This window comes from Bacillus sp. CPT56D-587-MTF (genome assembly GCF_058792335.1).
The window spans coordinates 1,868,136-1,887,836 of record NZ_JBYTEF010000001.1 but is presented as its reverse complement, the minus strand read 5'-3'; the positions used below and the strand labels follow the sequence as shown (position 1 = coordinate 1,887,836).

22 protein-coding genes are annotated in these 19,701 nt (G+C 33.5%); 5 read left to right on the top strand and 17 right to left on the bottom strand.

Features of this window, described 5'->3' with window-relative positions:
• Positions 1–179 precede the first annotated feature (179 nt).
• The 3 genes from pbpC to AC3WVZ_RS09790 form a co-directional block, all read right to left on the bottom strand.
• The gene (gene pbpC, locus AC3WVZ_RS09800) at positions 180–2,165 is read right to left on the bottom strand and encodes a penicillin-binding protein 3 (protein ID WP_233936325.1); all 1,986 of its coding nucleotides are present in this window, start codon (positions 2,163–2,165) and stop codon (positions 180–182) included.
• Between the two features lie 155 nt (positions 2,166–2,320).
• Positions 2,321–2,809 (bottom strand): dihydrofolate reductase, encoded by a 489-nt coding sequence (locus AC3WVZ_RS09795; RefSeq protein ID WP_000637205.1) that lies wholly within the window; start codon positions 2,807–2,809, stop codon positions 2,321–2,323.
• A gap of 19 nt (positions 2,810–2,828) precedes the next feature.
• Positions 2,829–3,785, bottom strand: a complete 957-nt coding sequence (locus AC3WVZ_RS09790; RefSeq protein WP_000679609.1) for a thymidylate synthase — start codon at positions 3,783–3,785, stop codon at positions 2,829–2,831.
• Between the two features lie 198 nt (positions 3,786–3,983).
• Here AC3WVZ_RS09790 and AC3WVZ_RS09785 point away from each other — a divergent pair, with 198 nt between their 5' ends.
• Positions 3,984–5,441, top strand: a complete 1,458-nt coding sequence (locus tag AC3WVZ_RS09785; protein ID WP_233936324.1) for a serine hydrolase — start codon at positions 3,984–3,986, stop codon at positions 5,439–5,441.
• A 50-nt stretch (positions 5,442–5,491) separates the two neighbouring features.
• Here the strand turns inward: AC3WVZ_RS09785 and AC3WVZ_RS09780 are convergent, their stop codons facing one another.
• The 6 genes from AC3WVZ_RS09780 to AC3WVZ_RS09755 form a co-directional block, all read right to left on the bottom strand.
• A complete protein-coding gene (locus AC3WVZ_RS09780; protein ID WP_233936323.1) occupies positions 5,492–6,424 on the bottom strand; it encodes an aminoglycoside phosphotransferase family protein in 933 nt (310 codons plus the stop codon).
• A gap of 11 nt (positions 6,425–6,435) precedes the next feature.
• A complete protein-coding gene (locus AC3WVZ_RS09775; RefSeq protein WP_001094664.1) occupies positions 6,436–6,822 on the bottom strand; it encodes a VOC family protein in 387 nt (128 codons plus the stop codon).
• 1 nt (position 6,823) lies between these two features.
• Positions 6,824–7,459, bottom strand: a complete 636-nt coding sequence (locus AC3WVZ_RS09770) for an HAD family hydrolase (RefSeq protein WP_025687389.1) — start codon at positions 7,457–7,459, stop codon at positions 6,824–6,826.
• A gap of 106 nt (positions 7,460–7,565) precedes the next feature.
• Positions 7,566–8,153: a YpjP family protein gene (locus tag AC3WVZ_RS09765; protein ID WP_001134421.1), complete on the bottom strand. Its 588-nt coding sequence runs from the start codon at positions 8,151–8,153 to the stop codon at positions 7,566–7,568.
• 267 nt (positions 8,154–8,420) lie between these two features.
• Complete coding sequence (locus AC3WVZ_RS09760; protein WP_233936322.1) at positions 8,421–9,635, bottom strand: ABC transporter permease; 1,215 nt, start codon at positions 9,633–9,635, stop codon at positions 8,421–8,423.
• On the bottom strand, positions 9,628–10,338 hold the full coding sequence (locus AC3WVZ_RS09755; RefSeq protein WP_000921912.1) for an ABC transporter ATP-binding protein: 711 nt from the start codon (positions 10,336–10,338) through the stop codon (positions 9,628–9,630). The genes AC3WVZ_RS09760 and AC3WVZ_RS09755 overlap by 8 nt, the downstream gene beginning before the upstream one ends.
• 153 nt (positions 10,339–10,491) lie before the next feature.
• Here AC3WVZ_RS09755 and AC3WVZ_RS09750 point away from each other — a divergent pair, with 153 nt between their 5' ends.
• Entirely contained in the window at positions 10,492–10,923 is a 432-nt protein-coding gene (locus AC3WVZ_RS09750) for a GNAT family N-acetyltransferase (protein WP_000009777.1), read from the top strand.
• 30 nt (positions 10,924–10,953) lie between these two features.
• Complete coding sequence (locus tag AC3WVZ_RS09745; RefSeq protein WP_000181785.1) at positions 10,954–11,481, top strand: HAD-IIIA family hydrolase; 528 nt, start codon at positions 10,954–10,956, stop codon at positions 11,479–11,481.
• Between the two features lie 240 nt (positions 11,482–11,721).
• Here the strand turns inward: AC3WVZ_RS09745 and AC3WVZ_RS09740 are convergent, their stop codons facing one another.
• The 8 genes from AC3WVZ_RS09740 to AC3WVZ_RS09705 all read right to left on the bottom strand — a co-directional run bounded on the left by AC3WVZ_RS09740 (position 11,722) and on the right by AC3WVZ_RS09705 (position 18,078).
• Complete coding sequence (locus AC3WVZ_RS09740; RefSeq protein WP_074047289.1) at positions 11,722–11,940, bottom strand: helix-turn-helix domain-containing protein; 219 nt, start codon at positions 11,938–11,940, stop codon at positions 11,722–11,724.
• Between the two features lie 10 nt (positions 11,941–11,950).
• Positions 11,951–12,436 (bottom strand): DUF2975 domain-containing protein, encoded by a 486-nt coding sequence (locus tag AC3WVZ_RS09735; protein ID WP_001050140.1) that lies wholly within the window; start codon positions 12,434–12,436, stop codon positions 11,951–11,953.
• Positions 12,437–12,607: 171 nt separating this feature from the next.
• On the bottom strand, positions 12,608–13,048 hold the full coding sequence (locus tag AC3WVZ_RS09730) for a GNAT family N-acetyltransferase (RefSeq protein WP_001223868.1): 441 nt from the start codon (positions 13,046–13,048) through the stop codon (positions 12,608–12,610).
• Complete coding sequence (locus tag AC3WVZ_RS09725; RefSeq protein WP_000493258.1) at positions 13,045–13,518, bottom strand: SAM-dependent methyltransferase; 474 nt, start codon at positions 13,516–13,518, stop codon at positions 13,045–13,047. Before AC3WVZ_RS09725 ends, AC3WVZ_RS09730 begins: the two co-directional genes overlap by 4 nt.
• 95 nt (positions 13,519–13,613) lie before the next feature.
• Positions 13,614–14,306, bottom strand: a complete 693-nt coding sequence (locus AC3WVZ_RS09720) for an aspartate/glutamate racemase family protein (RefSeq protein ID WP_000848563.1) — start codon at positions 14,304–14,306, stop codon at positions 13,614–13,616.
• Between the two features lie 180 nt (positions 14,307–14,486).
• On the bottom strand, positions 14,487–15,689 hold the full coding sequence (locus tag AC3WVZ_RS09715) for an iron-containing alcohol dehydrogenase (RefSeq protein ID WP_001158674.1): 1,203 nt from the start codon (positions 15,687–15,689) through the stop codon (positions 14,487–14,489).
• Between the two features lie 79 nt (positions 15,690–15,768).
• Entirely contained in the window at positions 15,769–17,208 is a 1,440-nt protein-coding gene (locus AC3WVZ_RS09710) for a GntP family permease (protein WP_000424337.1), read from the bottom strand.
• Positions 17,209–17,412: 204 nt separating this feature from the next.
• On the bottom strand, positions 17,413–18,078 hold the full coding sequence (locus AC3WVZ_RS09705; RefSeq protein ID WP_000278485.1) for an HAD family hydrolase: 666 nt from the start codon (positions 18,076–18,078) through the stop codon (positions 17,413–17,415).
• Positions 18,079–18,268: 190 nt separating this feature from the next.
• On the opposite strand from AC3WVZ_RS09705, the gene AC3WVZ_RS09700 reads away from it, so the two are divergent.
• Complete coding sequence (locus tag AC3WVZ_RS09700) at positions 18,269–19,066, top strand: lipid II flippase Amj family protein (protein WP_233936321.1); 798 nt, start codon at positions 18,269–18,271, stop codon at positions 19,064–19,066.
• Between the two features lie 35 nt (positions 19,067–19,101).
• On the top strand, positions 19,102–19,677 hold the full coding sequence (locus tag AC3WVZ_RS09695) for a nucleotidyltransferase family protein (protein ID WP_000155287.1): 576 nt from the start codon (positions 19,102–19,104) through the stop codon (positions 19,675–19,677).
• The last annotated feature ends 24 nt before the right edge of the window (positions 19,678–19,701 follow it).

Here is a 19,701-nt window from a genome sequence, read left to right as displayed (position 1 = left end):
CTTACCTTATGTAAGTATAATATAAAAAGTTTTAATCAATGTCAATAAAAAATAGCTACTTTTTTTTCGTAAGTTAATGATTTACTTTGTTTCCTTAAAATTTAGTATACAGATATTACAAACTCTTTCATATAAAAAGGCTACCTCTACAACCTATAGAGATAGCCTTCTATTACATATTATTTTTGAAATACATGTTTTACTTTTTCAGCTGGAATATTACTTCCGCCTCTACCTTTTACATCTTCAATCATCATTGTAATGACCATATCTGGCGAATTTAAATCAAATGCAGCGAACCAACCTAGTTCTTTTCCTTCGGCCTCTTTTGATACTTTTAATTCCGCTGTACCTGTTTTTCCAGCAAGAGTCATACCATCAATTTTAGCAATTTTCCCTGTACCATCTGGATCATTAATTACTTTCGTCATTGCAGTTTTTAATATATCCTGATTTCCTTTAGAAATTACATTTTCTTTCCAAGCTTTTGGTTGTTTATCTGTTTTAATAATATACGGTGACGGAATCGTTCCATCATTTACAATTGGCGCATACGTTAAAGCTAAATGAAGAGGAGTCATTAATACTTGTCCTTGTCCATATCCCGTATCTGCCATTTGAATATCATTTTTAATGCCGTCATTTGCAATTTTAGAAGCAGGGAATCCATATTCAATTGGTAGTTTCTCATCGAATCCGAATTTTTTTGCTTCACTCATAAACTTGTCTTTTCCGATTTTCAAAGCTTCTTGTGCGAAGTAAATATTATCCGAGTATTTCATCGCCTTATCAAGATCAATCGGATTTGCATCTTTCACACGCGTTACATAGTAATTACCCCAAGAAGAATCTTTTGTCCATTTTAATCCTTCAATTTTCAACTCTTCTTTTGGATCAATTGTTTTCGTTTCAAGACCAATTGCAGCTGTAATAGGTTTAAATACAGAACCTGGTACCGACAATTGTGTAAAGCGATTTGTCATTGGTTTTTTCGGATCATTATTCCAAGCTTCGCGTTGTGCCTTCGATGTCCCTCGTGCAATTATATTAGGATCATATGCTGGACTACTTACTAGTGCAATTGTTTCTCCACTTTTCGGATTAATTGCTGCACTTGAACCAGCTTCGCCCTTCATTTCATTATACGTTTTTTCTTGAACAACACTATCAATAGTTAAAGTTACATTTTCTCCATCAGCAGCATCTGTTTTTGCCAAGTTTTTAATTTCTTTTCCTTGCGCATCTTCTACAAAGACACGGCCACCTTTTTTACCGCGTAGCTTTTCCTCTAATACTTGCTCTAAACCAGCTTTACCAACTGGGTCATCAGCTTGATAGCCTTTCTTTTGTAGCGTTTTTAAATCTTCAGCATTTACCTTTCCAATATAACCAGTCAGATGAGCTGCCGCTTCCCCTAACGGATATGTACGAACATTTACAGGTTTTGTTGAAACACCTGGTAAATCAATGTACGTATTTTGTGTTGCCCCTTCAGGCAAAATTCCAATTGGTACGAGATACCCTGGTTTTACCCATTTAGCAGCTAATTTTTGATCAATTTCTTCTACAGACATATTTAATAACTTCGCTACTGTTTCTTTCGTTTGCGGAGCAGCATCGCCTAACTTTTCAGGAATCAATCCGATTTCAGAAGCTTTCCCATTCGTTGCAAGACCTTTTCCATTACGATCGTATATTTCACCACGTTTTGGCTGTGTTGTCTGCATACGCACTTTACTATCTTTCGTCATGCCTGGGAAAATAAAATCAGGAGTCCAATCTATTTTCCAAGATTCTTTATCTCCATCTTTTTCTTTCACCATTTTTGCTTCATGACCAAATGTAATTTTACCACCAACTGTATCCATGCTTACTTTAAAAGGAACAGGGCCTTCATCTTTTTTATCTTCTTTTACTTCCCCTGTTTCTACCTTTAAGTCTTTCACTTCGATACCAGAATAAATTTTTTCATATTTCTCAGTAAACTCTTTCTTTGAAATATCTTTTTTTGCATTTTTTGATAGTTGATCATACATATCTGCAAATTTTTGTTTATTCCACGCTTTTACATATGTATCAAACGCTTCTTGTGGTTTTTCTTCTTTACCACATCCAACTAACATGAATGTTAAGCAAAGAAAAAGAATCCCCCATATCTTTCTCAATCGATTCTCCTCCTCTTTCTATATTAGTACTTTTGAAAATTTTAGCATTTTTACATGCTACCTATCATTATAGCACTATCGAATCTCATCTATAAACTTATATTGGTGAATATAAATAAAAAGATTGATGCGAATTCTCACATCAATCTTTTTTATTATTGTTGTTTCTCATATACATGGTAATAATACGTATATGGGTTTTTTTCATCCGTTAAACCTTTTTCTACAAAAATCTCTTTCCAATTTGTCATATCTATTTCTGGGAAGAATGTATCTCCTTCAAATGCATGATGGATTTTTGTTATATATAACTTGTCTACATAAGGTAAAAAGAGGTCGTAAATTTGCGCTCCACCAAAAATAAAAATCTCTTCTTCATTTTTACATAGTTCAAACACTTCTTCTACAGAATGAACAACTTCACAACCTTCAACATGATACCCTTCATTACGAGTTACAATAATATTACGTCTTCCAGGCAGTGGTCTACCAATCGCTTCATAGTTCTTTCTTCCCATAATAAGCGGGTGACCCATCGTTGTTTTCTTCACGTATTGTAATTCACTCGGTAAACGCCAAGGTAAATTATTATCTTTACCAATTACTCTATTTTCGTCCATAGCGACCATAAATGAAACAATCATTTTTTCATCTCCTCTACAATTATACTGCAACCGGTGCTTTAATTGCTGGATGCGGATCGTATCCTTCAATCGTTAAATCTTCCATTTCAAAATCGAAAACAGATTTCACATCTGGATTTAATGTAAGTTTCGGGAATGGACGTGGTTCACGTGCCAATTGCTTTTCTACTTGTTCAAAATGATTTGTATAAATGTGTGCATCACCAATTGTATGAACAAATTCTCCCACTTCAAGTCCGCATTCATGTGCAATTAAATGTGTTAGTAGTGAGTAACTTGCAATGTTAAATGGAATCCCAAGGAATATGTCACCACTTCTTTGATATAACTGACAAGAAAGCTTTCCATCTGCTACATAAAACTGGAATAGCGTATGACAAGGCGGTAAGGCCATACTTGGTACATCTTCTGGATTCCAGGCAGAAACGATTAAACGACGTGAGTCTGGTGTTTTTTTAATCATTTCAATTACATCTTTTAATTGATCAAGTGTCTCACCAGCTGTCGTTTTCCAAGCACGCCACTGTTTACCGTAAACGTCTCCTAAATAACCATATTTATTTGAGAACTCATCATCTTCTAAAACGTTCTTTTTAAACAATTCCATTTGCTCGTCGTACTGTACTTTAAATTCTTCATCTTGTTGTGAGCGAAGACCAAAATCAGTCATGTCAGGACCAGTATACTCATCACTTTCTACCCAGCTCTTAAAAGCCCATTCATTCCAAATGTTATTATTATGCTGCAATAAATAGCGAATATTTGTATCACCTTTCATAAACCAAAGCAGTTCACTTGCTACAAGGCGAAACGGTACTCTCTTTGTTGTTAATAAAGGAAAACCTTTACTTAGATCAAAACGCATTTGATATCCAAATACAGATACAGTGCCTGTCCCTGTACGGTCTTCTTTCTTCGTACCATGTTCCATTACATGGCGGCATAAATTTAAGTATTCATTTTCAGCATGTTTCATATGTAGGAAAACCTTCTTTCAATCGTATATGCAATTTATCATAACATGAAAAATGATAAATTTAATAATCCTAATTAATAAAATTTCTTGCGCTAATTCTTACAAAATTATTAACTTTCCAAATATAAAAAGGTTTTCATTTTCTATTACCGAAAGTATAGTGCGGTAGAACAAAATTTATATTTGGAGGTTAGAAGTATGTCTAAAATTGAAACGCCTGTTATGACTTCTTTACAAACAACGGCTGAAAAAATGATGAAGGATTTAAATGTTCCTGGTGCTGCTGTCGCTGTTATAAAAGACGGTGAAGTTATTATTTCAGAAGGTTTCGGCTATCGTAATATAGAAACAAAAGAGGCTGTTACACCGAATACTCGATTCGCAATCGGTTCCTCAACGAAAGCATTTGGCACACTTTCATTAAGCTTGTTAGCACAGCAAAAAAAGTTTAATTGGGATACCCCTATCCAGTCTTATATACCTAACTTTACTTTATCTGAACTACTTGCTAGCTCACAAGTTACAGGACGGGATTTAGCTTCTCATCGAACTGGAGTGAGTCGTCATGAGGCTCTTTGGTACAGTTCTTCCTTATCTCGAAAAGATCTCGTTGAAAAAATAAAACATTTACCACTTGATGCACCGTTCCGAACTGCATTTCTATATAACAATTTAATGTATGCAACAATTAGCTACATTGTTGAAAACATTACAAATCAAACGTGGGAGCAATACACTACAGAACATATTTTAGAACCTTTAAATATGAGACATACAAACTTCTCTGTTAACGATTCACAAACTACAGATGATTACGCTTTACCTTACATTGAAAATGACGGTGAAATAAAAGCAGTTCCATTCCGTAACATCGATACAGTTGGCGCTGCTGGGTGTATTAATTCCACAATTGAAGATATGGCAAATTGGGTACTTCTCCACTTAAATGAAGGAAAATTTGGAGATCATGAATTAATCTCCTCTGAATTATTACAACAAATGTATACACCACACAATTCAATTCCAGACCAACCGTTTTTATCACTCCCTGAATCTCCATTAAATAGTTACGGTCTTGGTTGGTTTATTAGCGCTTATCGTGGTAAAAAAGTGATTCATCATGGCGGTAATATCGATGGATTTTCAGCGCTTGTTTCATTCATACCAACAGAAAACATAGGCCTTGTCATTTTAACGAATGCTGGAGGAACATTACTTCCTACTTATCTCGCTAATCAAATTTATGACGAACTACTTGAATTAGAATCCATTGATTGGCATAAACGTGCTGTAGAAGATACTAAAAAAATGAAGGAAATGATGAAAGAAGCAACTGACTCCCTCCCTGAACAAATTAAAGGGACTACACCTTCGCACAAGTTAGAGGATTATACTGGTACTTTTGAACATCCTGCATACGGAACATTACAAGTATACAAACGAGATGATTCGTTATATGTACAATTTATGGAAATGGATATTCAATTAGGGCATCATCATTACGACATCTTCTCTGCAAAAGTTGACTTATTCCAAATGAAAATGAGCTTATTATTCGCTTATGAAATGAATGTAAGTGGTGAATTCCCATCCCTTCAGTTACATGTACCAGCTACATTAAGTACTCAGCCGCTTACATTTAAGAAAATTAAATAAGTATTTTGATGGTAAAAAATAAAGGTAGGTGCGAATCACACCTACCTTTTCTATTTCATATCAATCTTATCTGATTGAAACCAAATTGGCTTCGATAACTCAAAGTTATTATGATCCTCTAAAACTATAGTAAGGCGCTCTAACATATCATCTAACATATGCGGCGCTGCTCGTAATGTCCAGACAACTGAGGAGAAAACTGTCATACCAACGTACACCGTGTATAATTTCCAGAATTCCTCTGGTATTTTTCTATTAAAGTATCCTTCTATTTGTCCGATTGAATACGGAATACTAATGTCCCTTGCAAACAGTGCAATTTTCACAAAATCATGAAGTGGATCGCCCCAATCGTAGCCATTAAAATCAACAACACCTACATATTTTCCATCCCGTACAATTATATTTTCTAAGTGAAAATCATCGTGTTGAAATCGATTTGGGCGGTTCTTTAAATATATTTCATTTTCTTCAATAAACTTTATGATTTTATCATCATTTTTTATGTTTATTCCACATGTTTTATATGCCTCTAAATATTTACTATGTTTTTTCATTGCTCTTTCATACCATGGAAGTATATTATTAGGAGCTTCATATGTATGCATTTTTGCTAAATCTTTCCCTGCCTCTATACCAATATCATATTGTTCTTTTGGTGAATACGTAGGCAATAACTTCTTCGCATCTTCCCCTTCTAAATACGAAAAGATGCCATAGCATAAACCTCCTTCTGCCAACAAACCTATTTCAATTGGTTTTTGTGCTTGCACACTACGATTTTGCATTTCATTTAAAATTTGAAACTCTATTTTCTTTCTTTCATACTCTTTTATATCGCCTGTCCGCAATAAATATTTATCATTATTCGCACTCGTAATTATATATTTCTTATCAGGTGAAAAACCTTTAGAAATTTCTTTAATATCCACTGCATTTTTTACTATTTGTATATTGTTTTGCCATGCTGTAATTATCTTCATATCTATTCCCCTTACATTTCTGCATTTGGTGTATAGGCAACTTCTACAATAAATCCATTCGGATCGTAAAAATCAATCGTATAGTAACCTTCCGAATAATGATTCATTTCAATTGGACCACGTATTACCTTCACTTTCGTACTAGAAAGAAAATCTGCTACTTCCTCAACTACTTCTCTATGAATAGCTTGATAACAAATATGTCTAGGCCCTAACGTCCTTACAATTTCCTCATCTACTTCTTTAAAGTATATTTCACTTTCTCCTGTGCTATATGCTATTTCATTTAACTTTCTCCACCCAATTATGGAAAACAACTTATTATAAAAAGAAATGGATTCCTCTAAATTTGCTACCCAAAATTCAATATGATGAATGCCTGCTCGCAGTGTATTCATATTAAGAATACGCTCCTTGTACTACTTGCACAATTTCCATCGGCTTATGAACCATGTAATCTGGTGCATCTTTTTTCACTGTTTCAATAACATCATATCCCCAAGATACCCAAATTACGTTCACTCCAGCCTTTTTACACGCTGCTACGTCTCGCTGTTCATCACCGACATATAACATATCTTTCTCTGTTATTTTTTTTGATTTCAAAAATCTTTTTATCATTTTATCTTTACCAAACAAATTTTTAGAACAATACACTTCTTGAATATTTTCGATACCATTCTTGTGTAAAAACGCCCGAATATGCTCTTCTGAGTTCGATGATATGACTGCAATTCCGTAGCCTTTTTTATGTAGTTCATCTAATACTTCTTTCATCCCATGGAACAAAACGAGATTTTTTATAGCAGGCTGATATAATTTATAAAATTCCAACGCTAATATCGGTAGTTTATACAGTGGTACATTAAGTTGTTTACATCTCTCTGGCATCGTTAATTTACGTAAATGTTCAATTTCGTCTTCCTTTACTGCTTTATACCCATGTTTTTCAGCAAGTTGATTATAAATCGGTACAAATATATTTTGTGAATCTACTAATGTGCCATCAAAGTCAAAAACAATATATTTTTGCATTTCCATACTCCCTTTGCTTCTTTTTTCTAAACCTATGTTATTCAACAACATAGGTGTCTGTCCCTTCTATAAAAATAAAAAAGAACAAGATTTTCTCTTGTTCTTTTTAAGACAACCATTTCGGTGGTACATTCGTATTCCAATAAATATTTCCTAACTCATGATGTCCAGAGTATCCATCATCAAAACGGTGGTAATGGAAATTAAAATAATAACCATCTTGCGGTGGATGATCTCTTCTTACATGGAAACGCAATAAATCATTTCCAGATTTCGTATCGTAGACGTGAAAAATCTTCTCATTATTTCCACCAGCTGGTTTTTGAGAAATCGCTAATGATTGTAGTGAATCTTCTGGTACATCACTAGCAAGCTCAGCAATTGCCTCTTCAATTTTCGGTAATATTACATCTTTAAACTCATCTTCAATTACTGGACCAATTTTAGTACCAAACTTTTGCATCGACTGCTTCTCTGCTTCTTGCATTGCATAAGTAATAAAAGTATCGGTGGTTAACCTGTCATTCGTTTCTTCATATGTATAGGACGTGCTCTCCAAACTTTGTTGCCCAGCTGTGCTCGTAGGCTTGTCCGCAGCTTTGGCATTATCAAGTAATATGGAAGGAGGCGTCACTAAACCAAATGTAAACACGGTAATTAATGCGACTAAGGTTTTTCTAAACCAATTTGGCATTTATGTTCCCTCCCCTTTCACTCATTATTTTTTATATAACGGTGGTTTCTTCTATTATACAAAATGATTGTAATTTTTGCACTTTACAATTTTGTTAACGTTCACATATTTTTCACTTGAATATGAAATTGTAAGATTTCATACAATAAAAATACAACAACAATAAGGAGGCGATCAGATGACTTTAGATGTCATGTATTCCGCCGCAAGTATACTCGTTTTAGTATATTTTATTTATCAATGTGTTACAGACTAGAAAAAGAGCCGTCAATGGCTCTTTTTTAATGGTACAAATACAATCCATACAATTAATAAAATAAAAACAACGCTGCCTACCACAGCTGGCAATAAATAAAACTGTGAAAGTATAACTATTCCATATAAAAGTATTGCTGGTAGTAGTAAATAACGATCTGCTTTCCATCTTAACAATAGTAATTTCCCTTCATCACAATATAAACGAAGAAACATCTTATTCGTAAATTCATTCCAATAATCACGTGCATAGCGAGAAATTGCAACTACAGCAAATACGAGAACAATAGCTGCAATCCACCTTGGAGTCATAATTATACTTGCAGTACTGATACATACAATTTGAATATAAAATATTCGTGCAGTACTTGTACGGAAAAATTCTTTCAAAAAAGATTCGACAATACGAGAATCAGCTTTTTTCCCTAAAAGTCTTTTAGAACGCGAAAACATCCACGGTTTTTTATTCGAACTACTCGGTTTAGCCGCATGACCACCAACTTGCATAATTCCGCTCGTCCAGCGCCTGCTTTCCTCCTTTTCTTTCTCGATTTCTTTAAAAAAGAACTTTTTATAATTCATTTTCTCTTTTACTAATACACTACTTAAGAAAATTACTAGACCGATAAATAGAATTGAATACAACGGATTTTTATAAATAAAAAATAAACTAATTCCAAAAAAGGACACGCTCATAGAAAATACTACATTTTTTACAATCCATAAAACCCATCGTTTCCCCACATGTACATGAACAAATCTCGTTAACAACGACAACATAAATCGAAATATAGTAAAGAATACCCAAAATAATAGGACTTGTATCTCTGTTACTTCGATGCTTTTCATCAACACTGGTAACATAATAACGACTACTATTATATTCGTTATCGCTATTCGAACAAATGTGTACATCATGCCATACTGGACTAATTTTCGCATATGTGTTGCATACGAAATTAAAAATAAACTATCCGCTTGCTCAAAAAATGAACGAACTCCTCTTGGATATGTTACTAGATAAAATGCGAGTAATCCTAATCCGAAATAAATCGTCTCTTCCGTTGATAATTCATTTATCCATAGCGATCGATAATAGATTCCCATAAATATAAGTGCTGGAATAATAATATATAATGTGACTGTCCAATCTGTTACCGAACGTATAGACTTCCATTTCCGCTCAAGTTCATGGCGTAATCTCTTATAAAATTGTTGTTTAATCATGTTGTTCACGCCTTACAATTACATCAAAGCAGTCTAATAATGAACTACCCGGCATTTCCGCTAATATTTGAATAGATTCTAAATGTCCATCTGCGACTAATGTACCTTGTGAAATGAGTAAAAATCTTTCACAAATTTTTTCAGCAGTATCTAATACGTGCGTACAAAGTAAAATTCCTGCCCCGCGCTCTTTTTCTTTATATAAATAATTTAAAAACTCTTTCGTAGCTACTGGATCTAAACCGATAAAAGGTTCGTCAATGATATAAAAATCTGGCTCAGTTAAAAACGCCAATATTAGCATAGACTTTTGTTTCATGCCTTTTGAAAACTTTGATAAATACTCATGTTTATGCTTATTCATTCGAAAAGTATGTAATAATTGTTCCGCTCGTTCTTCCCAACTTCCCATTTCACTTCCACGAGCTGCCATTAATAATTCAATATGTTCCCAGAGCGTCAAGTAATCATAGTATGTTGGATGTTCTGGTACGTATGCATACGGATTTTTCTTTTCACCGAATGATATTTCACCGTCCATATTTACAAGTAATCCGAGTATCGTTTTAATCGTCGTACTTTTCCCAGCACCATTTGCTCCAATAAGAGCAACTAGTTCACCTTTTTCGATAGAAAAAACTATATCATGAATTGTTTTTTCGCCTATTTCATATCCAGCTGAGCGGATATTTACTTTTAACATGCATTCCCCTTCTTTCCATTTCCAATACAATCAAGGAAAAGAATAACATATAACTATCTATATATCATTATAAAATATTTATTTTCATAGCAGGAAAAAACATTTTTTAACAGAATATTAAATGTTTGATTACATTTTATTGGAGTTGATAATATGTCTTTTCAAATTCGTGAAGCAACGATAGATGATATAGACGCACTTTGTTCTTTAACGAAAGAATTAAAAGGTTCCTCTATTTCCTATGAAGATATGAACAACCGCCTACAATTCGTACAAATGAGTCCGTTTGATTTTTTATATGTTTACGAGGAAGAAGAAGCTATATTTGGATTACTTGGATTTCGTATACGTGAAAATTTAGAAGATGTAACACGTTATGGAGAGATTTCAATTATTAGCGTTGATTCTAACATACGACGGAAAGGCATTGGACAAGTTTTGATGGATTATGCCGAGCAATTAGCAAAGAAACATAATTGCATTGGCACATGGCTAGTTAGTGGAACAAAAAGAGTAGAAGCTCATCCTTTTTACAAAAAATTAGGTTATGAAGTAAATGGCTACCGATTTGTAAAATATTTTTAAACTACTTTATAAAGTGAAGGGACTATAACTATGACAAACATTAAAGCAATTTTCATTGATCGTGACGGTACAATTGGTGGTGACACTACAATACATTATCCAGGATCTTTTACATTATTTCCATTCACAAAAACATCCTTGCAAAAACTAAAAGCTAAAAATATAAAAATTTTCTCTTTCACAAATCAACCCGGTATCGCAGATGGAATAGCAACTGTAGCCGATTTTGTACAAGAATTAGAAGGCTTCGGTTTTGATGATATTTATGTATGTCCTCATAAACACGGTGATGGTTGTGAATGCCGTAAACCAAGTACAGGCATGCTGCTTAAAGCAGCAAAAAAACATGGACTTAATTTAACACAATGTGCTGTAGTTGGTGATCGTTGGACTGATATTGTTGCAGGAGCAAAAGTAAATGCGACTACGATTCTAGTCCGAACAGGCGCTGGGTATGATGCTTTGCATACGTACCGAGACAAATGGGCACATATTGAACCAAACTACATTGCAGATAACTTTGAAGATGCAACAAACTGGGTTTTAAATCAACTATAATACAAATGAAAATTTTGATTCACCCGAAATAATTTAAAACATAGTTAAAATAGCCTTTTGGCAAATAATTGTATTCCACAAAACGGATCACCTCAAAAGGTAGCAAGTTCCCTTTTGATACGCAAACATTGCAATTCAAATTATATTTTTTATTAGTAACAGCAATTAACGTAAAGAAGGAATAGCTTAGTGGCTATCCCTTCTTTATTGACTTCTATTATTTACATTTGTTATCTGTTTTTATTGAGTATTCTCATCGTTTTTATACTCCAAAATATCCCCTGGCTGACACTCCAAAGCTTTACATATCGCTTCTAATGTTGAAAAACGAACCGCTTTTGCTTTCGCATTTTTCAAAATAGAAAGATTCGCCATCGTAATTCCAACCTTCTCTGAAAGCTCCGTTATACTCATTTTTCGTTTTGCTAACATGACGTCAATATTAATAATGATTGTCATATCCGCCACCTCAAACCGTCAAATCATTTTCTGATTTTATGTGAATTGCCTCTTGTAGAAGTCGTTGGAGGATAGCAGCAAAAACGGCGATAACGAGCGAAGCAAAAACGATAATGAGTCCCACTAACCCAATAGGAGGATCCATTTTTTTCGCTATAAAATGAAAAAGTGGCAAACTTAATACATACAAACCACTGATTGTAATTGCACAGCACTTTATATTCTTTAACGCCTTTACTGATAATTCCGAGAACGCTGTGTTCTCATCAATGTACTGTAAAAGATTGAAAGCCTGATAAAGAGCAACGTAAAAAGGCACAGCTGCTCCATACATTACAATGAAAACAAGATATTTTATCGGAGCAATGTTAGGATACAAATTCGCTGTGAAATCCGCCATTTCCGGCACTAAAAATATGCATAAAGCAAGCACTGAAATTCCAGCAAGAAAAATAATTACTTTTAAGAACATTGTTGAACTTCGTTTAAGATTCATTTACAATACCTCACTTATTTAATGGCAACATAATTTTATCACAACATTTATTGTTTAATAATAAATAAATATCGTTTTTTGTCATATTTTTTAATTTAGGCAAAAATAAAAAAGAATTTCTCATTACAAAGAAATTCTTTTTCTTGAAAATGCCTCTTTCAACTTAATTTTTTAAAACGTTAATTCGTAATGGAAATAACGATTATCTCTCAAATAGCCATTTTCAGCGTATAATCGTTGTGCTGATAAATTATCAATCTCTGTTTGCAATTTTACACCTTTTGCTCCATTTTCTAATGCGTATTCTTTAGCAGCTTCTAATAATTTTTTACCTGTTCCGGCTCCACGCTTCGCCGCTTGTACAAATAAATCATTTAAAATCCATAATTCTTTCATTGAAATGGAAGAAAATGATGGATATAGTTGCGTGAATCCAATATATTCGTCGTCTTCAACTGCTACGAAAATAACAGACTCTTTTCTCTCAATTCGATTTCGTAAAAATACTTTTGCCCCTTCTAAATCAGAATCTTGTCTATAAAACATGCGATAGTTATTAAAAACTGATGCCAGTCCATCTAAATCTGCAATTGTTGCTTCATATATTCTCATTTTACTACATTCCCCTTCCAATACTGTCTCATTATATCCGTTGCCCATTTAGGCTGGTGTATTTCTTCTGTCGGCATAAACTCTTTCATTATTGGTTTTATATCCAATATAGGAGTGCCATCAATAGCATCTAATCCCTCAACAATAATTGATTTACCTTCTCTTTTGATCACCTTTACAATTGTTACACCTATGCGATTCGGACGATTTTTCCCGCGCTGTGCAAAAATACCTACTTCAGGATAATCCTTATTATTTCTAGGATGTCTAGCAAAATACTGAATTTGCTCGTCAGTTACTTTATGAAAATAAAAAACAACTTCAATATGAGAAAAATCTTCAATCCCTTGTATACTTTTTTCTGCATACATTTCAGTTAAAGTTATACGTGATCTTACTTCTCCCCACTCATCATCTTTTATTTCCTTTCTTTCATTATGTACAAATGCGATTGGTTGAACTGAAAACATACGCATTCCCCCTCAAATGTAACCACTTACATTATAAAGTATTTTCTGAATGTTTTCCAGATATACGAATTAAGTTTACATAATATAATTATAATCTATTTATCTAAAGCTACCTTGACTGCTTCAATTGCATGTATATGGGTCGTATCAAATATCGGGACTGATACGTTTTCTTGCTTTATTAATAAACCTATTTCCGTACAACCTAATATAATTCCTTGTGCTCCTTCTTGTACTAATTCTTCTATAACCCTTTTATAATACTCTCTAGATTGAACTACTATTTTTCCTAAACATAATTCTGTATATATTACTTCGTTTACTTTTTCTCTATTTGTTCCTGATGGTACTATTACTTTTATATCATGCTCTTCAATACGTGACTTATAGAAATCTTGCTCCATTGTATATTTAGTTCCAAGCAGACCAACCTTTTGAATGTCTTTTCTTTTAATTTCTTTTGCAGTTGCATCAGCAATATGTAAGACTGGAATATCAATTTTTTCCTTTATTTTTTCAACTACCTTATGCATTGTATTTGTACAAATGATTATAAAGTCTGCTCCTCCCTTTTGTAATGAATATGCCGCATTCCCTAGAATTTCTCCAGCACCATCCCAATCTCCGCTAGACTGACATCGTTCAATCTCTTCAAAATCCACACTATTAATCAAACATTTTGCTGAATGTAGCCCTCCTAATCTCTCTTTTATTTCTTCATTAATAATTCGATAATATTCAGAAGTTGATTCCCAACTCATGCCACCTATAAGACCTATCGTTTTCATATAAACACCTACCTAAACTATTTTTATAAAACTAATAACAACGTTTTATTGTGTATATTATACATAATAAAACAAGACTTTAAGTTTGGAATATAAAGTCTTGTTTTAACGGAAATATGGAAATAATAAAGAATAATTCTACTTTCATTTCCAAGGAAATTTTTATAGAATATTCTGAAATTAACAATCTGATGTTTTTATAAATTCTTTATACTTATAATTAAAACACTCTCGATACAGCTCTTTGATTTCATCATATGATGGAACACGTGGGTTATTAGCTGGGCTACCACTTTCAATTGCATCTGATGCCATTTTAGAAATAGCATTTTCAAATTCAATTTCATCGATTCCGTATTCTTTTAAATTTGGAATACGAAGATCAAAGCAAAGTTTTTTTATTTCACCAAGTGTGTAGTCTGCTACTTCCTCATCAGAATTCGAATACAAATCCTTATTTAAACTACGTCCAATTTTTGCTAACCTTTTCATTGCACTTGTTTTTGTAAACTCTAACACTGTAGGTAATAGTATGGCATTTGATATTCCATGCGGTACATGAAATAATGCTCCCACTGGCCTTGACATTCCATGAACTAATGTAACTGATGCATTAGAAAATGCAATTCCAGCTTGTAAAGAAGCAATCATCATCGCTTCTCTTGCCTCCATATTACGTCCATCTTCATATGCTATACGTAAATATTTCATAATACTTTCAATAGCTGAAAGAGCAAGTACATCTGTAAGTGGTTGTGAAAATTTAGAAATATAAGCTTCAATCGCATGACATAACGCATCTATTCCTGTTGCTGCCGTAATTTGTGGGGGTAACGAACTTGTCAAAACTGGATCTATAATTGCTACTTTCGGTATAAAACTAGGATGCTTCATCATCATTTTTACATCTGTTTTTTTATTCGTAATTACTGCTACACTTGTAACTTCCGATCCAGTACCAGAAGTTGTTGGAATTGCAATAAGTGGTAGTGGATTGTTTTCTATTTTAATATCCTTTTGGACATAATCCTCAACTTCTCCACCATTTGTATATAAAACCGCTACCGCTTTCGCAGCATCAATACAACTTCCACCACCAATACCGATAATAAAATCGCACTTTTCCTCTTTACAAAGAGATAACGCTTCTAATACGTGTATATTTGTAGGCTCAGCATCCACTTTATTATATGTACTAACAGTAATACCTTTCTTATTTAGTTGTTGCATACACTTTTCAACATATCCTAATTTCTCCATAATTGTATCAGTAACTATAAAAGCTCTTTTCCCTAACTTTTTTGATTGTTCTCCCAGTTTTTCAAGCGAATTCCTTCCATATAATACCGACTTTGGCATACGAAACTCAGAAACCTCTTGCAAGTCCCCCACCCCTTCTTATCCTAATTAATATTTTATAACATAAATTATCGATTTGATGAATCTTTACGATTCAAATTTTTTAATAGAGTCCTGTTAAAGTATAGAATGCGATAACTAAAAATACAGCAACCGTTTTCAAAATTGTAATAGCAAATATATCTTTATATGACTGTTTATGTGTTAATCCTGTTACTGTAAGAATAGTAATAATAGCCCCGTTATGTGGTAGTGTATCCATTCCTCCTGATGCCATTGATACGATACGGTGCATAACTTCTAATGGAATATCAAATTGATTGGCCGCTGCAATAAATTTATCTCCCATTGCACTTAATACTATTCCCATTCCTCCTGATGCCGAGCCTGTAATTCCAGCTAAAATATTCGTCGTTACTGCACCATTCACTAACGGATTTGTGAAAGTAGCAGAGATGCCATCTCTCATAATTGCGAAACCTGGAAGTGCTGCAATGACACCACCGAATCCAAACTCAGCTCCTGTATTCATCGTTGCAAGTAGCGCTCCACCAATACTTGTATTCAATCCAGCTTGGAAACCTGTTACTACTCGCTTCCAATATAATAATAACGTTGTTAAGATCCCTATAATAAGTGCCAATTCTACAGACCAAATTCCTACTACTGCACTTAATTCTACTTTTCCAAATGCTTTCATACCAATTGCAGAAAAATCAAAACCGCTTGGATACCACTTCGGTATCATAATAGTAAACACTTTATTCATTACACCTACTAAAATAAGTGGTATAAATGCAATAAGTTGTTGTGCTCTTGTGATTTCAATGTTATTAGTTAATGGCATATTTTTTTGTTCTACTTGCAAAGATGCTGCCATTTCAGTATTTCCATCATTAAAACCAAAGTATCCTTCACCTGCCCCTTTTGCCTTCTTACGTCTACTCTCTAAATATAGTAAACCTACTGTAAGAACAAAAATTGCTCCTACAATCCCAAGTATCGGTGCAGCATAAATATCCGTTTTAAAAAATGTTGTAGGTATTACATTTTGAATTTGTGGTGATCCAGGTAACGCATCCATTGTAAACGTTACTGCTCCAAGAACAATCGTTCCAGGGATTAAACGCTTTGGAATATTAGCTTGTCGAAACAACTTAGCTGCGAACGGATAAACAGCAAACACTACTACATACACACTAACACCACTATACGTTAAAATAGCCCCCATTAATACAATCGCTAATATAGTACGTTTTTCACCAACTAACTCAATAATTGTTTTTGCGATAGAATCTGCAATTCCTGACATTTCCACTACTTTTCCAAATATTGCTCCTAATAAAAACACAGGAAAATATAATTTTATAAATCCAACCATTTTCTCCATAAAGATATTAGAAAAGAAAGGTAATACATAACTAGGTTCTGTCAAAAATACTGCAAATAATGCAAATATCGGTGCGAATAAAATAACAGAAAAACCTCTGTATGCTACGAACATAAGTAAACTTAGTGCTAATAATATAATAACTAACTCCAATTTTACCCCTCCATTAAACAGAATATTCTAAATTTTATTGATAAATTTCTACTAACCTTTTAATTCTGACATCCCTCCTCTTATTCATACAAATTTTTATGCTAAAAATGTCTAATTATAATTATTCGATTACATATGAAAAATCCCTTTAAACAGAAACGAATTCATCGTCATACGTTATAAAGGGATTGCTAGAATCTATATTTACTGCTGTATTAAATTTTTCTCTACACAAAAATGATACAGTTCTTCAACATCTTTCACTATGTAGGTCGCACTAACTTCAGTCAGTTCTTTTTCACAGCCATAGCCATATAAAACACCAATTGAAGCAATTCCATTCTGATTTGCACCTATTATATCGTGCTTTCTATCACCAATCATTATCATTTCTTCTTTATTTAGTTCTTCATTTTTTTGTAAAATATGAGCAATTATTTCTTCTTTTTTTATTCTCGTACCATCTAAATTACTTCCAATGATGTCTTCGAAATAATTCGTTAATTGAAAATGCTCTATAACTTGTTTCGCAAATACAGTGGGCTTTGAAGTTGCTACAAATATGCGATTCCCTGAACTTTTTAATTGTTGCAAGAGCTTCAGAATCCCCTCGTATACATTATTTTCAAACAATCCACGCTGCTTTAAATACTCACGGAAGTAAAAAACTGCACGTTCAACCTCTCCTTCACTCATATTATATCTCTCTACGAATGATTGCTGAATAGGAGGACCTATAAATGAATCTAACTCACTTATATGTACTTCTTCAATTCCTACTTTTTTTAACGCATACAAAACCGAATTTACAATTCCTTCTTTCGGATCCGTTAAAGTTCCATCTAAATCAAATAGAAATGTTTTATACATGTTTCATTCCTCCACTTAATTTGCTGTATAAATAACTGCTAACATCTCTTCCACTTCTCCCTATTATACTATCATTATCTATTTTTTCGAAAAATCAATTTCCATATGTCACATACTTTCAGTTACAAAATACGATAGATATGATAAAGTAAAAAAGTTACAATTATTTTAATAGAAACTGGTGAAACAAATGTCAATTACGTTAATTTTTATAATGGCTTTCACAATTGTAATCCACGCAGTTGAAACAAGCTCTTATAGTATTCGATTAGCGGGGGTTCGTTTAAAGAAGATTGCTGTCGCATTATCCGTCGTAGGAATCGTATTACTCATTTCAAGAACGTCAAACTTACTACAAGCCTTTTTACTTGGCGGGATTGTGGACGAAGCAAAACTAGATCCTTCTATTGATTTAGAGCATATTATACGTCTTGTACTATTATCTGCTTCTATCGGTACATTGCTTGCGATTATACTGTATCCAACTTTGACAAAACTATTTGGATATGTCATTCAAAACTTTGAAACAGACGGTTCTTTCATTCGAATGATGAAAACGAATAACATTCAAAAATTAAAGTACACAAAAAAATATGTCCGCTTTCCAAAGTTAGAAATGATTCATAGACTGCGTATCGGCGGTATTCCAAAGCGTATAATGCTTATTAACATGTTCGCTACTGCAATTTATACAGCGGGAGTTCTTTCCGCACTATATGCTTCTTTTTTAATTCCAGCTTTCGCAACAAAAGCCACTACAGCTTCTGGTCTTATTAATGGTTTTGCTACTATTTTATTAACAGTGCTACTAGATCCACGTATTGCTCTTTTAACAGAGCGAGCTCTTCAATCAGAAGAAGGTGCTGAAGCAACGAGTAAAATGTATGCTTGGCTAATGATTTCTAGACTTTTTGGTACATTACTTGCTCAACTGTTATTCATACCAGGTGCTTACTGGATTACATGGATTATAAAGCTTATGAATTAAATTTACTCTCTAAAAAAAAGCAGGTGAGATAACAAATGACTATACAAACAGAACAAGATATCATTCGCTTAATAGAAAACGACGAATGGATGATGAATGTATTACAAATGGCAAAATCACTAGAGCTACCTGATTGGTGGATTTGTGCCGGATTTGTTCGTTCTAAAATTTGGGATACTTTACATGACTATGAAGCTAAAACGGCTATGCCTGATGTTGATGTAATTTATTATGATAGTCTACATCAAGATGAGATATACGAACAATCATTAGAAACGAAATTAATGAATATTGATGCTACTATCCCTTGGTCTGTAAAAAATCAAGCTCGTATGCATGTAGTGAATAATATGCCACCATATTCTTCTTCTGTTAATGCTATATCTAAATTCCCTGAAACAGCAACGGCTTTAGGAGTTACACTTGATGAACTAAACAACGTTATCTTAACAGCCCCATGTGGTATTGAAGATGTCCTTTCCTTACAAGTGAAACCAACAGCTCATTTTCTTAAATCGAAAGAACGATTACATATGTACAAAAACAGAGTTATAAAAAAGAATTGGCAAAGTAAGTGGCCTAGCATCACAATCACATATCCAGAAATTTAGAAAGGGTGCCTCTCATTTATAGAA